The organism is Burkholderia sp. APQ4-4ca, from assembly GCF_057837105.1.
Genome location: NZ_JBYQCG010000072.1, coordinates 266,759 through 281,824 on the forward strand (window position 1 = coordinate 266,759; position 15,066 = coordinate 281,824).

The following is a 15,066-nucleotide window of genomic DNA, read 5'->3' on the forward strand; positions in this document are numbered from 1 at the left end:
TGCCGGCTCGTCGGCGGATGCAGGCCGATGACGGACCATCCGCGGTTCGCGCGCCGTCTGTCGGTGACGTGCGACAGCCTGACGATCGACCGCGGACCGCCACGATGACGCCGGCACGCGCACCGATGCGTGGTGGATATTCGGATTGACGAACCGCGCGCTTTGTTCGAAACGAATGCCGTCGCGGCTTCACCGCCACGGCGTCTCCCGGCATACGGGTTTCGATTCGTGTGTTCCAACCGGCGCGTGAGCTATAAATGGTTGGGTGTACCGGTGCTTGTCGGGCGCCTGCGCGTCTCGCGCAGGGTGGCGTCGCGGCTGCCGGGGGAGGTGGCACCGTGGTTTGCCAGACGCTTGCTCGCGCCGTGCTTCGCACCGCGTTGATCGGGGGCGTGTTTGCCGGATGTTTGCCGCCGCCCGCCGCCGTCGCCGGCACCCTCGCGCCGCACGCCGCATCGCCGGCGATGAAGGCGCGGCTTCCCGCCGCGTCTTACGCGATGCCGGTCGACTTCCCCGCGATCGTCGAGCGCTACGGCCCGGCGGTCGTGACCATCCTGGCCGCCACACCCGATCCGCAAACCGGCGGGCCGGCCTTTGCAGCCCTCGATCCCGACGATCCGCTCGCCGCGTTCTTCCGGCACGGCGCGGCGCCGCCCGCGCAGGGGGCGCAGGCGCCCGATACGCCGCCGCGTGCGGTGTCCGGCAGCGGCTCGGGCTTCATCGTCAGCGCCGACGGCCTGATCGTCACGTCCGCCCATGTGGTCGACGAGGCGACCGACGTGACCGTGCGGCTCATCGACCGCCGCGAATTCAAGGGGACGGTGCTGGCCGTCGATCCGCAAAGCGACGTTGCCGTGCTGCGCGTCGACGCGACGAAGCTGCCGTTCGTGCGCGTCGGCGATTCGTCGAAGGTTCGCGCGGGCGAACCGGTGATGACGATCGGCGCGCCGGACGGGTCGGGCAACACGGTCACGGCCGGCATCGTCAGCGCGACGTCGCGCCGCTTGCCGGACGGCAGCGCATTTCCGTTCTTCGAGACCGACATCGCGCCGAACCCGGACAACTCGGGCGGCCCCGTGTTCAATCGCGCGGGTGACGTGGTCGGCATCGCGGTGCAGGTCTATACGGGCACGGATCGCTACGCCAGCACGACGTTCGCCATCCCGATCGCGTTCGCGTCAAGGATGCGCGCCCAGTTGCGCGCGCAACAGCAGGCGCAGATGCAGACGCAACAGCAGGCTCAGGCGCCCGCGCCGGGTGCGCCGTCGGGCAATGCGTTCGGCGCGGACGTGCAGGACGTCGGCGTCGGTCTGGCCGCGGCGTTCGGGCTGCCGCGTCCGGCAGGCGCGCTCGTCAACGGCGTCGCGCCCGGCTCGCCGGCCGCCGCGGCCGGCCTGAAGCCGGGCGACGTGATCGTGAAGATGGGCGACAAGGCCATTGGTCGCTCGGCCGAACTGGACGACCTGGCCGCCGCGCTGCCGCCCGGCGCGAAGGCGCCGCTGCGCGTGATCCGCAACCGTGCGCCGGTGAAGCTGACGATCGTCGGCGCCGACGACGCGGGTGGGAGCGCGGCCGCCACGGTCGGCATGGCCGCGCCGAAGGCCGCTGGACGGCCTGGGTCGGGCCCGTCCGCCGGCAACGCAGGTGGCGGCGGTGACCGCGGCGATCGCCTCGGGCTGACGATGCACGCGCTGAGCGACGACGAGCGTCGTTCGACGGGGCTCGCGGTCGGAATGATGGTGGACGCGGTGCACGGCCCGGCCGCGCGCGCGGGCATCCAGCCGGGCGACGTCGTGCTGTCGCTCAACGACACGCTGCTCGAGACGCCGGACGACGTGCCGTCGCTCGAAGCGAACGGCGGCAGCGTGATCGCCGTGCTGATCCAGCGCAACAACGCGCGGAAGTTCGTCTCGGTGCGCGTGCGTTAGGGCGTTGACGCGGCTGGCGTCGTCCGCCTAACATCGTCCGCTATCGCTGACGGTTCGCCACCCATTCAGGAGCCATTCGGCATGAAAACGGCTTGCTTCATCGTAGTAGCCCACAGGCGCAGGGTCCGGTAGCAGGATCGCGCCGGCACCCATGCGCCCCCGACTCGTTCGGGGGCTTTTTTTTGTGTTGCGCACGGCCGTGCGGCCCGTGCGCGGGAGGGCATCCGCTTGACATCGAATCTGTCGACCGCTTCCGACCCGGCGTCGCCGCGACACGCCACGTTGATCCTGCTGTGCGCGTTGTCGGTACTGCCGCTGAGCCTGTTCCTGCCGTCGCTGCCGTCGATCGTGCACGACCTGCACACCGACTATGCGCTCGTCGCGCTGTCGCTCGGCGGATATGCGGCGGTGGCCGCGTCGCTCGAATGCGTGACGGGGCCGCTGTCCGACCGCTTTGGGCGGCGGCCTATCGTGCTGACGAGCGTCGCGATATTCGCGCTCGGTTCGCTGGGTTGCGCGATGGCGACCGATATCCGCGTGTTTCTCGGCTGCCGGCTGATGCAGGCGGCGATCACGTCGGTGTATCCGGTGTCGATGGCGGCGATCCGCGACACCGGCGGCGGCGCGCGTGCGGCGAGCCGGATCGGCTATGCGGCGATGGCCGCCGCGTTCGCGCCGATGCTCGGCCCAACGCTCGGCGGCGTGCTCGACCAGACGGCCGGCTGGCGCGCGAACTTCTGGTTGCTGGGCGCGTTCGGCATCGCGCTGTTCGCGTGGTGCGCGCTCGATCTCGTCGAAACCCATACGCGCCGGCCGTCGAGCTTCGCGCAGCAGCTTCGTGCGTATCCGGCGTTGCTGCGTGCGCGCCGTTTCTGGGCCTATGCGCTGTGCATGGCGTTTTCGACGGGCGCGTTCTATGCGTTCCTGGCCGGCGCACCGCTCGCCGCGAAAACGCGGTTCGGCATCGCGCCGGCCGAGATCGGCTTCTATATGGGGACGATCACGGCCGGTTTCGTGGGCGGCAGCTTTCTGGCCGCGCGGGTCGCACGCCGCCATGCGCCGGCCACGACGATCCTGGGCGGGCGAGTCGTGGCGTGTGCGGGCCCGCTGATTGGGCTTGCGCTGATGTTCGGCGGCGCGACGCACGCGCTTGCGTGGTTCGGGCCGTGCGTGCTGGTCGGCATCGGCAACGGACTGAGCAATCCCGGCGCCCATGCGGGCGCGGTGTCGGTGCGCCCGGAGCTGGCGGGCAGCGCGTCGGGGCTGGCCGGCGCGATGACGATCGGCGGCGGCGCCGCGCTGTCGTCGTTGACGGGCGCGCTGCTGACCCCGCGCAACGCCGGCTGCCTGCCGCTCGCGATGATGCTGCTGTCGGCGGCGATCGCGCTGGCGGCCGCCGTGTGCGTGCGGGCGTTCGACGGGCAGGACGCCGGGCGGTGAGCGCGGGTGCGCCCCGGTACCGGCGCGCGGCCGAATGACGGACAATCCGCCGCATGCCGGGAGACGACGCACGATCCGCGCGCCGCGCGTCCCGACGAGCGCGAAGGGCGACTGGACGAGGATGCGATGAGCGACTTTTCTGATTTCCAGCGGGACATTGCCGATGCCGCGAAGGCGACCTTCAGGGCGTTGCGGGCGTTGCACCCGGACGAGCATTTCTACGCGTTTGCGTTGTACACCGACAGCGGCGCGATGACGGTGGTGCCGGCCGCCAATTCGGTCGAAGGGCTGGGCCGGATCCGCGCGCAACAGGCGGTTGCGGACGACGATCCGTGGTTCGTGTGGGGCGTGTCCGAATGGGCCTACGAGGCGGCCGAGGCGTCCCCGTTCAACGCGATCTGCGGCAGGCTCGCCGACGAAGTGCTGAGCCCGCAGTTCGTCCGGTCGCGATTCGCGGAATTTTCCCGGCAACTGCACACCGACATGATCGAGGCATTGCGGCTGCTCGATCGCGACGGCGTGTTCGGTACGGGCGACGACCGGGCGGCCATCACGCTGTTCGTGTCGATCAGCGACGACGATTCGGCCGAGGCGCTGGAAAACGCGTCGGCGAAAGCGCTGAATCCGCCGGCCGTCGCCGACGCGTTCCTGCGCCGCTACGACTGACCGTCATCGGGATCCCATCCCGCGCGGCGGCCCCTGGCAGGCGGCCGCCCCACATGCCGCGTTACGGCTTCGCGCCGACCACGAATTCGAACGTCGCGACGCCGTCGACGCCACCCGTCACGCGATCGCCCGGCTGCAGCGCGCCGACGCCGGCCGGCGTGCCGGTGAAGATCAGGTCGCCGGCCTTCAGCTCGACCGACCGCGACACGTACGCGATGACGTCGGGCACGGGCCAGATCATGTCGGCGAGGTCGCCTTGCTGGCGCGTGTCGCCGTTGACCGCGAGCCAGATGCGGCCGGTCGTCGGGTGGCCGGTGGCCGTCACGGGACGCAGCGCGGTCACGGGGCCCGACGCGTCGAAGCCCTTCGCCCAGTCCCACGGCCGGCTCAGCTTCTTCGCTTCGGCCTGCAGGTCGCGGCGCGTGAGGTCGACGCCGACGCCGTAGCCCCACACGTGCGACAGCGCGTCGGCCGGGTCGATCGACCGGCCGTCCTTGCCGATCGCGACGACCAGCTCGATTTCATGATGGAGATCGTTCGTCAGCGGCGGATAGGCGACCGTGCCGCTGGCCGGAACGATCGCGTCGGCCGGCTTCGCGAAGAAGAACGGCGGTTCGCGGTCGGGGTCGGCGCCCATTTCGCGGGCATGGTCGGCGTAGTTGCGGCCGACGCAGAAGACGCGGCGCACCGGAAAGCGCGCGGACGACTGTTCGACTTCGACGGAGGGACGCTCGGCGGCGTCGATGACATAGGCGGACATCGGAGGGCCTCGTTCGGTAGGAAGACGGATGGCCGGCGCGGCGGCCGGCATGCGTGCAACGATACCCGACGCGCGTGCGCGCGGATGCGACGCAATTGCGTTTTACCGGGACAAAACTACGCGTCGGCGGCCGGCTGCGCGTCGTCGGCGGCGGGCAGCGCGGCGTTCGCGTCGCGGTACGCCTTCGGCGACACGCCGACCCGCGCACGGAAGCGCCGTGCGAAATAGCCTTCGTCGCGGAAGCCGACCGAGCGGGCGATGTCCGCGATGCGCCGGCTGGTATGGGCCAGCAGCGACTGCGCGAGCGCGATCCGGCGCTCGGTCACGAGATCGGTGAAGGTGCTGCCGGTTTCCTTGCGCACCAGGTGCGCGAGGTAGTTCGGCGACAGAAACGCGGCTTCGGCGGTGGCGGCGAGCGTCAGGTCCTCGCGGGTCAGGTTCGCGCGCACGTGGCGCAGCACGCGGGCCAGCGCGTCGCGCCGGCCGGCGCGCTGGGCGCCGCGCTGCGCGAGCTTGTCGAGCGCGCCCGCGTACTGCGTGCAGACGAGCCCGATCAGTTGCAGCAGGTAGCCGCGCAGCAGCGTGGTCGAGCCGAACGTGCGCACGCGATCGGCGTCGATCATGCACAGCGCGAGGCGGCGCGCTTCGTCGTACGTATCGCCGGTCAGGATGAAATCGAGATGCTCCTGGAAGCGGAACGGCGTCAGCTCGGGGAAGCGGTGCGCGGGCACGTCCTCGAGATCGAGCGGATCGACGTCGAGATCGGCGCGCAGGAACGCCTGGCTGAAGTTGATCACGATGAAATGCGCGCCTTCCGGGTGTGGAATCAGGTGCTCGCGGTGCGGCAGCACGAACGCGAGCGCGCCGCGCGGAAACGGCCGCGTGACGCCGCCGATGCGCTGCTCGGTGTCGCCGCCGAGGTTGAACTGGATCTGGAAATACGCGTGCCGGTGCGGCTCGGTGATCGCCTGGCGCGACGCCTGGTCGCGGATGTAGAAATCGAGCCGGTCGCTGCGTTCGGGCATCCCGTACAGGCGCGGCGGGGCGGTGGAGGGCATGAAGGATTGTGCTGTTCGTGACGCGGTTGAGCCGCGATGGTACAGCGAACCGGGCGCGACGGCGATCCGTGCGGCCGCACGGCTTCGCCCGCTGCCGCCCGCGGCGCGGCGCGCGGCGATCATTCGTCCGGGTGGAAGCCGAGATAACGGGCGTGCGGGCTGCGGCTACCTGCACGCTGACTGGTCGCGCCGACCGACACGAGCGCATCCACCGTCGACGTACGGTTCGACACCAGCGTCCACGCGATGGCGTCGTCGGCGCCGGACGGTGCCGGCTCCGCCGCGCGCAGCGCCGTCAGCGCCGCGAGCAGCGAGCAGCGTGGCGGCCGGCGGCGCATGGATCGCGAACCCTTCGTTGGCAACTGCCGCCGTATCGATCCCCAAGGCCGCGCAAAGCCGTGCCCGCAGCGGCGTCTCGGCTTCGCTCGCTGCACGCGAACGCGCGATGTTCTCGCGGGTATTCGCGTCGACGATCGTGTCGCCGCGGACGAACGGTGTCTGCTGCCACGCGTCGGGCGTGCATTGCTTGCCGCCCGGCACCAGCGGCACGAACGGATTGACTTCGGCCGGATAGATCCGGCACACGAGCGGGCGCTCGTCGTAGATCACGCAACGCAGGTCGTCGAGCAGGTTAGGGCACGGTCCAGCATGGGTCGCGGTGAGCATGATCGTGATGCGGACGGGCAGCGAGCCGCTCGCCGCGGCGGTCGAGCGCACGCGCGGCGAACGCGTTGTCGGGTTCGGGCTCGACGAGCCACGGCATCGCGTCGCACAGCAGCTCCACGTGGCCGCCGCGCTGCAGCCACGCAATGGCTTCGTCGATCGTCAGCGGAATGCGCAGTCGCGGCAGCATCCGCCGCAGCCGTTGCAGGCAAAGTCGATATCGGTTGGGGTGTCGTTCATGCTCGATTCGATACCGATAACAGGGATGTTGCGAAGCGTCGCGGCATGGCCGTGGTGGCGTTTACCGGGCGACCAGCGGCGCGATCCGGCGCCGCAGCTCGGGCACGACGTCGGCGTCGAACCACGGATGGTGCTTGAACCATGCCTGGTTGCGCGGCGACGGATGCGGCAGCGGCAGGATCGCCGGGCCGTAGTCGCGCCAGGCCTGCACGGTGTCGGTCAGCGTCGCCTTGCGCGTGTCGCGCAGGAAATGCCGCTGCGCGTACTGGCCGATCAGCAGCGTGAGCCGGATCGACGGCAGTTCGGCCAGCAGCCGGTCGAGCCACAGCGGCGCGCATTCGGGGCGCGGCGGGTTGTCGCCGCTCGCGCCGCGGCCCGGGTAGCAGAAGCCCATCGGCACGATCGCGAAGCGCGTCTCGTCGTAGAAGCTTTCGGCGTCGACGCCGAGCCAGTCGCGCAGCCGCTTGCCGCTCGCGTCGTCCCACGGGATGCCGCTCGCGTGGACGCGCGCGCCCGGCGCCTGGCCGACGATCAGGATGCGTGCGGCGCGATGCGCACGCACGACCGGGCGCGGGCCGAGCGGCAGGTCGGCTTCGCAAGCGCGGCACGCGCGGATTTCGGTGAGCAGCACGTCGAGCGGCGCGCGCGTTCGTTTCGGCATCGATTCGGAGCGGGGATGGAGTGGCAAGGTGCTGTCGCACGAGCGGCACGAGCGGCAAGCGCGGGCAGCGGAAGGGCCGCCGGCTCGGCGTGGCGCCGGCGCGCACCGGCTGCACTGCGCGGCGCGCCCTACGCCTGCGCGCTACGCCAGCGACAGACCCGCCGCGCCGCCTTCGGCGACCGCAGCATCATACAACGCGGTCTGCGCGATCGCCGCGGCGATGCCCGCGTCGTCGTGCGAGCCGCCGAGCATGCCCCAGCGCCGGTATTGCGACAGGAACCACTGGCCCTCGCGCGGGTCGGGCCGGTTCACCGCGCCGCCGTCGTGAAAGCGGATCGGCAGCGGCGGCGTCGCGAACGGACCCGCGCCGTAGTCGCCGAGCAGGCGCGGTGCGATCAGCCGGGCCGGCACGCCGAGCGCGTCGGGCGACGCGAGCCAGTCGGCCGCCTCGCGGCGGTGCGCGGCGCTGTCGAGCCACGCGCATGCGTCGACGAGCGTGCGGATCAGCGCACGTGCGGTGGCCGGATACAGCGCGACGAAATCGCGCCGGGTCGCGAGCACCTTCTCCGGATGATCGGGCCAGACCTCGCTCGTGACCGCCACGGTGCGGCCCGCGCCGCACGCTTCGGCCACCGCGTGCCACGGCTCGCCCGCGCAGAAGCCGTCGAGCTCGCCGCCCGCGAGCGCCGCGACCATCTCGGGCGGCGGAATCACGACGCTGCGCACGTCGCGCAGCGGATCGACGCCGTGCGACGCGAGCCACGCGTTCAGCCACATCGCATGCGTGCCGGTCGGAAAGGTCTGCGCGAGCAGCGGCTTGCGGCCGAGCGTCGCGAACGCGGTGCGCACGCTGCCGGTTTCGCGGTAAGCGTCGGCGAGGCCGCGCGACAACGTGATCGCCTGGCCGTTGCGGTTCAGCACCATCAGCGCGGCCATGTCGGCCTGCGGGCCGCCGATGCCGAGCTGCAGCCCGCAGACGAGCCCGTACAGCGCATGCGCGGCGTCGAGTTCGCCGGTCAGCAGCTTGTCGCGCACGGCCGCCCACGACGGCTGGCGGCTCAATTCGAGCGTGAGGCCATGACGCGCGCCGAGGTTCAGGCGCTGCGCGACGATCAGCGGGGCCGCGTCGCTGAGCGCGACGAACCCGAGGCGAAGATGCGCGCGTTCCGGCGCGGCGGGGAGAGAGGTATGCATGGCACTCATGACTGGGGTGGCGCGTCGAGCAATTGTCGCGCGACGTCGACGATGCGCAGGCCGTGATCCATCGCACGCTTGCGCAGCGCCGCATAGGCGTCGTGTTCGGACAGCTTGCGCTGGTCCATCAGCACGCGTTTCGCGCGGTCGATCAGCTTGCGTTCCTCGAGTTCGCGCTCGACGTCGGCCAGCCGGCGGCGCAGCGCATCGTCGTGCGAGAAGCGCGCGAGCGCGACTTCGAGAATCGGCGCGAGGCGCTCGGCCGACAACCCTTCGACGAGATACGCACTGACGCCCGCGCCGACCGCCGCACGGATCAGTTCCTGATCGGCGTCGTGGCTGAACATCAGCACGGGGCGCGGCGCGGTCGCATGCATGACCGCGAGCTGCTCGAGCGTGTCGCGCGACGGCGAATCGGTGTCGATGATCACGACGTCCGGGCGTTGCTCCTCGACGGCCGCCGGCAGGCGCGCGGGCGTCGCGACGTCGTTCAGCATCTCGTAGCCGAGGCGCGCGAGCGCGTCGCCGAGCTCGCCGATCGGCTTGTCGGTATCGGTGACGAGCAGCACGCGCAGGCGGGTGGGGGCGGACGCACTCATGAGGCGGGCAACAGGGGCGGTGACGCGTCGGTACAACCGGCGAACGATGCATGCGGGCCGCACGCACGGCCGGGGCGGAAGGAAACGGGGAGCGGCTGGCGCCGCACGATGCAGCGCATGTCAGGCGGCCCGCGCGAGCGTCGCGTCGGTTGCCGCGTCCGCGTCCTGCGCGGCCGCTTCGCCGATCGCGCCGCCGACGAGGATCACGGCCGGGCTGCCGAGCCGCGCGGCGTCGATGCCGCGCGCGAGCGTGCCGAGCGTGCCGGTCCAGCGGCGCTCGTCGGGCGTGCCGGCCCATTGCACGGCTGCTGCCGGCGTCGAAGCGGGAAGCGCGGCGAGCAGGCCCGCGGCGATGCGGTCGACGCGGCTCATCCCCATGTAGATCGCGAGCGTGGTGCCGGTCGCCGCGAGCCGTGCCCAGTCGGGTTCGCCATGGTCCTGGCGGTGCGCGGTGACGAACGTGACGCCCTGGCAGTGCTCGCGGTGCGTGAGCGAGATGCCGAGGCTCGCGGCGGCGGCGAATCCCGACGAGATGCCGTTGACGATCTCGACCGGAATCGCGGCCGCGCGCAGCGTCGCGAGTTCTTCGCCGGCGCGCCCGAACAGCAGCGCGTCGCCGCCTTTCACGCGCACCACGTGTGCGCCGCGTAGCGCGTAGCGGCGCATCAGCTTCTCGATGAACGCCTGCGGCGTGGAGCGGCAGCCGCCGCGCTTGCCGACGCGGATCACGCGCGCCTGCGGCGCGAGTTCGACGATGCCGGGCGCGACGAGATCGTCGAGCAGCAGCACGTCGGCGGCGGCCAGCGCCTTCACCGCCTTCAGCGTGAGGAGATCGGGGTCGCCGGGGCCGGCGCCCAGCAGCGTGACTTTGCCTGTGGTCATTGTCGTAATCCTGTGCCGCATCGCATCGCTGCGGCGGTCTGATGTCGCGTTGTTGCTCGGCGGCGGCGGGCGGTCGAAACGCACCGGCATCCGGCCGTGCCGTGCACGGGGGGACGCCGTTGTCCTGTCGGGCCCGCCTTGAAGGGCGGGCAGGGTTTTGCGGGGACTGCCCACCGGCGCCGTTGCCGGTGATGCATGGTGTTCAGCAATATCCGGGCCAACCGGCGCGACGCGCGGCCGTCGTGTGCCGCGACGCACCGCGCGATGGCCGCGAGCGTGCCTGTGCTCGCCATGCGCGAGCAGTCGCCATGCCGCATCGGCGTGCATCGTGCGCCGCCCGCGCGCACCGCGATGTCGCACGGCGACAGTGCTGCAGCGCACCACATCTGTGCCTCGGTGCATCGCGACGGAGAGCGCGCAGCGCACCGCGGCGACGTGCCCGATGCCCGGCGCGCCTTGTACGGTGGGGCTCGCGGCGCGATTGACGCCCACATGGCACGTCGCTTGCATTAGCTCGTTCGGGCGGATCAATGGCGATCCGTCCGCAGTACCGAATACCGAAGTGCCCGGCAACGGGCTTCATGGGCAACGGCGTCCTACGCATCGGGTCTCGACGAGACCGGGTGCGCAGGACGCCGTTTTTCGTTTGGGCGGACGACATGACCGACAAAGCTACCCGTATCGATCTCTTCAGCCTCCGCACCGCGCCGATGCGCGCGTTCCATCTGACGTGGATGGCGTTCTTCGTATGCTTCTTCGCGTGGTTCGCGTGCGCGCCGCTGATGCCGCTGATCGCGCGCGAATTCCATCTGACGGCGGCGCAAGTCGCGAACATCAACATCGCCGCGGTGGCCGCGACGATCGCCGTGCGGCTGCTGGTCGGTCCGCTGTGCGACCGCTTCGGCCCGCGCCGCGTGTATGCCGGGCTGCTGCTGCTCGGCGCGATCCCCGTGTTCGCCGTGTCGTTTACGCACGACTACCTGTGGTTCCTGATCTGCCGGCTCGGCATCGGCGCGATCGGCGCGGGCTTCGTGATCACGCAGTACCACACGTCGGTGATGTTCGCGCCGAACGTGGTCGGCACCGCGAATGCGACGACGGCCGGCTGGGGCAATGCCGGCGCGGGCGCGACGCAGGCGCTGATGCCGCTGCTCGTCGCCGCCGGCCTGATGCTCGGCTTCGGCGAGGATTCCTCCTGGCGCATCGCGCTGGTCGTGCCGGGCGTGGCGATGCTCGTGATGGCGTGGGCGTACTGGCGCTTCACGCAGGACTGCCCGCAAGGCGATTTCGTCGCGCTGCGCCAGCAGGGCGTGACGGTCGACAGCGGCAAGAAGGGCGGCTGGGCGAGCTTCTTCGCGGCCTGCGGCAACTACCGCGTGTGGATGCTGTTCGTCACGTACGGCGCATGCTTCGGCGTCGAGGTGTTCATCCACAACATCGCCGCGCTGTACTACGTCGATCACTTCAAGCTGTCGCTGAAGGACGCCGGCTTCGCGGTCGGGATGTTCGGGCTGCTCGCGCTGTTCGCCCGCGCGCTCGGCGGCTGGCTGTCCGACAAGATCGCCGCGCGGCGCAGCCTCGACGTGCGCGCGGCGCTGCTGTGCGCGCTGATCATCGGCGAAGGGCTCGGGCTGATCTGGTTCTCGCATGCGCAAGGCATCGGCGTCGCGCTCGTCGCGATGCTGACCTTCGGCCTCTTCACGCACATGGCGTGCGGCGCGACGTATGCGCTCGTGCCGTTCATCGACCGCAAGGCGCTCGGCGGCGTCGCGGGGATCGTCGGCGCGGGCGGCAACGTCGGCGCGGTCGCCGCGGCTTTCCTGCTGAAGGGTGTCGGCGACGTGCAGCACACGCTGAGCCTGCTCGGCCTTGTCGTGACCGCAACCGCGTTGTGCGCGATGGCCGTGCGCTTCAGCGAAGAACACAAGGCGCGCGAAGCGGAGCTGCGCGATCGCGCACTGGCCGCCGCCGGCGCCGCGAACTGATCGACCGAAGGAACCGTCACCATGAAATTCATCGTCATCGGCCACGGCATGGTCGGCCACAAGCTTCTCGAATGCGTCGCGGCGCAAGCCGGCGCGGCCGGCGCGCCGCAGGTCACGGTGCTCGGCGAGGAGCCGCGCCCGGCCTACGATCGCGTGCATCTGTCGGAATTTTTCGCGGGCAAGTCGGCGGACGACCTGTCGCTCGTCGAACCCGGCTTCTTCGAGCGTCATCCGCAATTCGACCTGCGGCTGAACGCGCCGGTCGCATCGATCGACCGCGCCGCGCACACGGTCACGCTCGCGTCGGGCGAAACGCTCGCATACGACAAGCTGGTGCTCGCCACCGGCTCGCGTCCGTTCGTGCCGCCGGTGCCGGGCCGCGATCGCGCGGGCTGCTTCGTGTACCGGACGATCGAGGATCTCGAAGCGATGCAGGCGTGCGGCGCGCACGCGAAGCGCGGCGTCGTGATCGGCGGCGGGCTGCTCGGCCTCGAATGCGCGAAGGCGTTGCGCGACATGGGGCTCGACACGCACGTGGTCGAATTCGCGCCGCGCCTGATGGCCGTGCAGGTCGACGACGGCGGCGGCCGGATGCTGCGCGCGAAGATCGAGGCGCTCGGCGTGACCGTGCATACCGGCAAGAACACGCTCGAGATCGTCGACGGCGACGAAGGCGCGCACCGGATGGCGTTCGCCGACGGCTCGCATCTCGACACCGACATGATCGTGTTCTCGGCCGGCATCCGGCCGCGGGACGAACTGGCCCGCGCGTGCGGGCTCGAGATCGGCCCGCGCGGCGGCGTCGCGATCGACGACGCGTGCCGCACGAGCGACGCCGACATCTACGCGATCGGCGAATGCGCGGCCTGGAACGGCATGGTGTACGGCCTCGTCGCGCCCGGCTACGACATGGCGCGCGTGGTCGCGAAACAACTCGCGGGCGACGCCGACGAAGCGGCGGACGCCGCGTTCGCCGGCGCCGACATGAGCACCAAGCTGAAGCTGATGGGCGTCGACGTCGCGAGCATCGGCGACGCGCACGGCACGACGGCCGGCAGCCGCACCTACCAGTACGCGGACGAGCGCCGCCAGGTCTACAAGAAGCTCGTGGTGTCCGACTGCGGCAAGTTCCTGCACGGCGCGGTGATGGTCGGCGATGCGGCCGAATACGGCACGCTGCTGCAGATGATGCTGAACCGGATCGAGCTGCCCGAGTCGCCGGAATTCCTGATCCTGCCGTCGTCGGACGGCGCGGCGAAACCGGCGATCGGCGTCGATGCGCTGCCGGAAGGCGCGCAGATCTGCTCGTGCAACAACGTGTCGAAGTCGCAGATCTGCGCGGCGGTGGCCGACGGCGCGACGAGCCTCGGCGCGCTGAAGACCTGCACGGGCGCCGGCACGTCGTGCGGCGGCTGCGTGCCGCTCGTCACGCAGATCATGAAGGCCGAGATGAAGAAGCAGGGTCTCGCGGTCAACAACCATCTGTGCGAGCACTTCCCGTATTCGCGCCAGGAGCTGTTCCACCTGATCCGCGTCGAGCGCATCACGACGTTCGACGCATTGCTGCACAAGCACGGCCGCGGGCTCGGTTGCGACGTGTGCAAGCCGGCCGTCGCGGGCATCCTCGCGTCGTGCTTCAACGAGTTCGTGCTGAAGAAGGAGCACGCGGGCCTGCAGGATTCGAACGACTACTACCTCGCGAACATCCAGCGCGACGGCACGTATTCGGTGGTGCCGCGCATGCCGGGCGGCGAAGTCACGCCGGAAGGGCTGATCGCGGTCGGCCAGGTCGCGAAGAAATACGGCCTGTACACGAAGATCACCGGCGGCCAGCGTGTCGACCTGTTCGGCGCGCGCGTCGAGCAGCTGCCGTCGATCTGGGAGGAGCTGATCGCCGCCGGCTTCGAATCGGGGCACGCGTACGGCAAGGCGCTGCGCACCGTGAAGTCGTGCGTCGGCTCGACGTGGTGCCGCTACGGCGTCGACGATTCGGTCGGCCTCGCGATCGACCTGGAGAATCGCTACAAGGGGCTGCGCGCGCCGCACAAGATCAAGTTCGGCGTGTCCGGCTGCACACGCGAGTGCGCGGAAGCGCAGGGCAAGGACGTCGGCATCATCGCGACCGAGAAGGGCTGGAACCTGTACGTGTGCGGCAACGGCGGGATGAAGCCGCGCCACGCGGAACTGCTCGCGTCCGATCTCGATCGCGACACGCTGATCCGCTATATCGACCGCTTCCTGATGTTCTACGTGCGCACGGCCGACCGGCTGCAGCGCACCAGCGTGTGGCGCGACAACCTCGAAGGCGGCCTCGACTACCTGGTCGACGTCGTCGTGCACGACAAGCTCGCGATCGCGGCCGAGCTCGAGGCCGACATGCAGCACGTGGTCGACACCTACGAGTGCGAATGGAAGCGCGCCGTCACCGATCCCGACACGCGCAAGCGCTTCCGCCACTTCGTGAACAGCGACGCGCCGGACACGACCATCGAATTCGTCGAGACGCGCGGCCAGATCCGGCCCGCGACGCCCGGCGAGCGCACGGCCGGCAAGCCCGTGGCGATTCCGGTCGTCGCCGAACCCGCGACCGTTTGACCCCGACCGACACCCGCATCTTATAAAGGAGCCCATCATGAACGATCGTCTTCCGCTGTCCTGGACCCGCGTGTGCCCGCTCGACGACATCGTGCCGAACACCGGCGTGTGCGCGCTCGTCAACGGCGAGCAGGTCGCGGTGTTTCACGTCGCGCACGCCGACGGCGGCGTGTTCGCGATCGACAACGTCGATCCCGTGTCGCAGGCCGCCGTGATGTCGCGCGGGCTGATCGGCAGCCTCGGCGAGCGCGTCGTCGTTGCATCGCCGTTGTACAAGCAGCACTTCGACCTGCGCACCGGCGAATGCCTGGAAGCGCCCGAGCAGTCGGTGAGCGCGTATCCGTCGCGGGTCGAGGACGGCTTCGTATGGATCGCAGCCTGAACGTCCCGGAGCA

At 70.6% G+C, this 15,066-nt stretch carries 15 protein-coding genes; 7 read left to right on the forward strand and 8 right to left on the reverse strand.

Annotated features, from left to right (window positions below):
- The first annotated feature begins 338 nt into the window (after positions 1-338).
- The 3 genes from AC3IFE_RS07215 to AC3IFE_RS07225 all read left to right on the forward strand — a co-directional run bounded on the left by AC3IFE_RS07215 (position 339) and on the right by AC3IFE_RS07225 (position 4,034).
- On the forward strand, positions 339-1,928 hold the full coding sequence (locus tag AC3IFE_RS07215) for a trypsin-like peptidase domain-containing protein (protein ID WP_489190041.1): 1,590 nt from the start codon (positions 339-341) through the stop codon (positions 1,926-1,928).
- A gap of 228 nt (positions 1,929-2,156) precedes the next feature.
- Complete coding sequence (locus AC3IFE_RS07220; RefSeq protein ID WP_489190043.1) at positions 2,157-3,368, forward strand: MFS transporter; 1,212 nt, start codon at positions 2,157-2,159, stop codon at positions 3,366-3,368.
- Positions 3,369-3,494: 126 nt separating this feature from the next.
- Positions 3,495-4,034, forward strand: a complete 540-nt coding sequence (locus AC3IFE_RS07225) for a DUF4303 domain-containing protein (RefSeq protein ID WP_489190044.1) — start codon at positions 3,495-3,497, stop codon at positions 4,032-4,034.
- A 61-nt stretch (positions 4,035-4,095) separates the two neighbouring features.
- Here the strand turns inward: AC3IFE_RS07225 and AC3IFE_RS07230 are convergent, their stop codons facing one another.
- The 8 genes from AC3IFE_RS07230 to cobA all read right to left on the reverse strand — a co-directional run bounded on the left by AC3IFE_RS07230 (position 4,096) and on the right by cobA (position 10,091).
- Positions 4,096-4,794 (reverse strand): fumarylacetoacetate hydrolase family protein, encoded by a 699-nt coding sequence (locus AC3IFE_RS07230; RefSeq protein WP_489190045.1) that lies wholly within the window; start codon positions 4,792-4,794, stop codon positions 4,096-4,098.
- A 116-nt stretch (positions 4,795-4,910) separates the two neighbouring features.
- The gene (locus AC3IFE_RS07235) at positions 4,911-5,852 is read right to left on the reverse strand and encodes a helix-turn-helix transcriptional regulator (RefSeq protein WP_489190046.1); all 942 of its coding nucleotides are present in this window, start codon (positions 5,850-5,852) and stop codon (positions 4,911-4,913) included.
- Between the two features lie 165 nt (positions 5,853-6,017).
- Positions 6,018-6,569, reverse strand: coding sequence for a YkgJ family cysteine cluster protein (locus AC3IFE_RS07240; RefSeq protein WP_489190047.1), 552 nt, complete (start codon positions 6,567-6,569; stop codon positions 6,018-6,020).
- Complete coding sequence (locus AC3IFE_RS07245; protein WP_489190048.1) at positions 6,484-6,705, reverse strand: hypothetical protein; 222 nt, start codon at positions 6,703-6,705, stop codon at positions 6,484-6,486. The genes AC3IFE_RS07240 and AC3IFE_RS07245 overlap by 86 nt, the downstream gene beginning before the upstream one ends.
- Positions 6,706-6,816: 111 nt before the next feature.
- The gene (locus AC3IFE_RS07250) at positions 6,817-7,416 is read right to left on the reverse strand and encodes a uracil-DNA glycosylase family protein (protein WP_089469930.1); all 600 of its coding nucleotides are present in this window, start codon (positions 7,414-7,416) and stop codon (positions 6,817-6,819) included.
- Between the two features lie 141 nt (positions 7,417-7,557).
- Positions 7,558-8,610 (reverse strand): CmpA/NrtA family ABC transporter substrate-binding protein, encoded by a 1,053-nt coding sequence (locus AC3IFE_RS07255; protein ID WP_089469929.1) that lies wholly within the window; start codon positions 8,608-8,610, stop codon positions 7,558-7,560.
- A 5-nt stretch (positions 8,611-8,615) separates the two neighbouring features.
- The gene (locus AC3IFE_RS07260; protein ID WP_089469928.1) at positions 8,616-9,209 is read right to left on the reverse strand and encodes an ANTAR domain-containing response regulator; all 594 of its coding nucleotides are present in this window, start codon (positions 9,207-9,209) and stop codon (positions 8,616-8,618) included.
- 120 nt (positions 9,210-9,329) lie between these two features.
- Positions 9,330-10,091, reverse strand: coding sequence for a uroporphyrinogen-III C-methyltransferase (gene cobA / locus AC3IFE_RS07265; RefSeq protein WP_089470581.1), 762 nt, complete (start codon positions 10,089-10,091; stop codon positions 9,330-9,332).
- A 195-nt stretch (positions 10,092-10,286) separates the two neighbouring features.
- On the opposite strand from cobA, the gene AC3IFE_RS07270 reads away from it, so the two are divergent.
- The 4 genes from AC3IFE_RS07270 to nirD all read left to right on the forward strand — a co-directional run bounded on the left by AC3IFE_RS07270 (position 10,287) and on the right by nirD (position 15,053).
- Positions 10,287-10,604: a hypothetical protein gene (locus AC3IFE_RS07270; protein WP_489190049.1), complete on the forward strand. Its 318-nt coding sequence runs from the start codon at positions 10,287-10,289 to the stop codon at positions 10,602-10,604.
- Between the two features lie 146 nt (positions 10,605-10,750).
- Entirely contained in the window at positions 10,751-12,076 is a 1,326-nt protein-coding gene (locus tag AC3IFE_RS07275; protein ID WP_089469926.1) for an MFS transporter, read from the forward strand.
- Positions 12,077-12,097: 21 nt separating this feature from the next.
- Complete coding sequence (gene nirB, locus AC3IFE_RS07280; RefSeq protein WP_489190050.1) at positions 12,098-14,671, forward strand: nitrite reductase large subunit NirB; 2,574 nt, start codon at positions 12,098-12,100, stop codon at positions 14,669-14,671.
- 37 nt (positions 14,672-14,708) lie between these two features.
- Complete coding sequence (gene nirD, locus AC3IFE_RS07285; RefSeq protein ID WP_047903106.1) at positions 14,709-15,053, forward strand: nitrite reductase small subunit NirD; 345 nt, start codon at positions 14,709-14,711, stop codon at positions 15,051-15,053.
- Positions 15,054-15,066 lie beyond the last annotated feature (13 nt).

Bases quoted from the DNA above. Each gene is read 5' to 3' on its own strand.
- AC3IFE_RS07245 (WP_489190048.1), bottom strand. From the start codon at position 6,705: ATGCTGCCGCGACTGCGCATTCCGCTGACGATCGACGAAGCCATTGCG.
- nirD (WP_047903106.1), top strand. From the start codon at position 14,709: ATGAACGATCGTCTTCCGCTGTCCTGGACCCGCGTGTGCCCGCTCGAC.
- AC3IFE_RS07225 (WP_489190044.1), top strand. From the start codon at position 3,495: ATGAGCGACTTTTCTGATTTCCAGCGGGACATTGCCGATGCCGCGAAG.
- AC3IFE_RS07260 (WP_089469928.1), bottom strand. From the start codon at position 9,209: ATGAGTGCGTCCGCCCCCACCCGCCTGCGCGTGCTGCTCGTCACCGAT.
- nirB (WP_489190050.1), top strand. From the start codon at position 12,098: ATGAAATTCATCGTCATCGGCCACGGCATGGTCGGCCACAAGCTTCTC.
- AC3IFE_RS07255 (WP_089469929.1), bottom strand. From the start codon at position 8,610: ATGCATACCTCTCTCCCCGCCGCGCCGGAACGCGCGCATCTTCGCCTC.
- cobA (WP_089470581.1), bottom strand. From the start codon at position 10,091: ATGACCACAGGCAAAGTCACGCTGCTGGGCGCCGGCCCCGGCGACCCC.
- AC3IFE_RS07235 (WP_489190046.1), bottom strand. From the start codon at position 5,852: ATGCCCTCCACCGCCCCGCCGCGCCTGTACGGGATGCCCGAACGCAGC.
- AC3IFE_RS07230 (WP_489190045.1), bottom strand. From the start codon at position 4,794: ATGTCCGCCTATGTCATCGACGCCGCCGAGCGTCCCTCCGTCGAAGTC.
- AC3IFE_RS07270 (WP_489190049.1), top strand. From the start codon at position 10,287: ATGGTGTTCAGCAATATCCGGGCCAACCGGCGCGACGCGCGGCCGTCG.
- AC3IFE_RS07275 (WP_089469926.1), top strand. From the start codon at position 10,751: ATGACCGACAAAGCTACCCGTATCGATCTCTTCAGCCTCCGCACCGCG.
- AC3IFE_RS07250 (WP_089469930.1), bottom strand. From the start codon at position 7,416: ATGCCGAAACGAACGCGCGCGCCGCTCGACGTGCTGCTCACCGAAATC.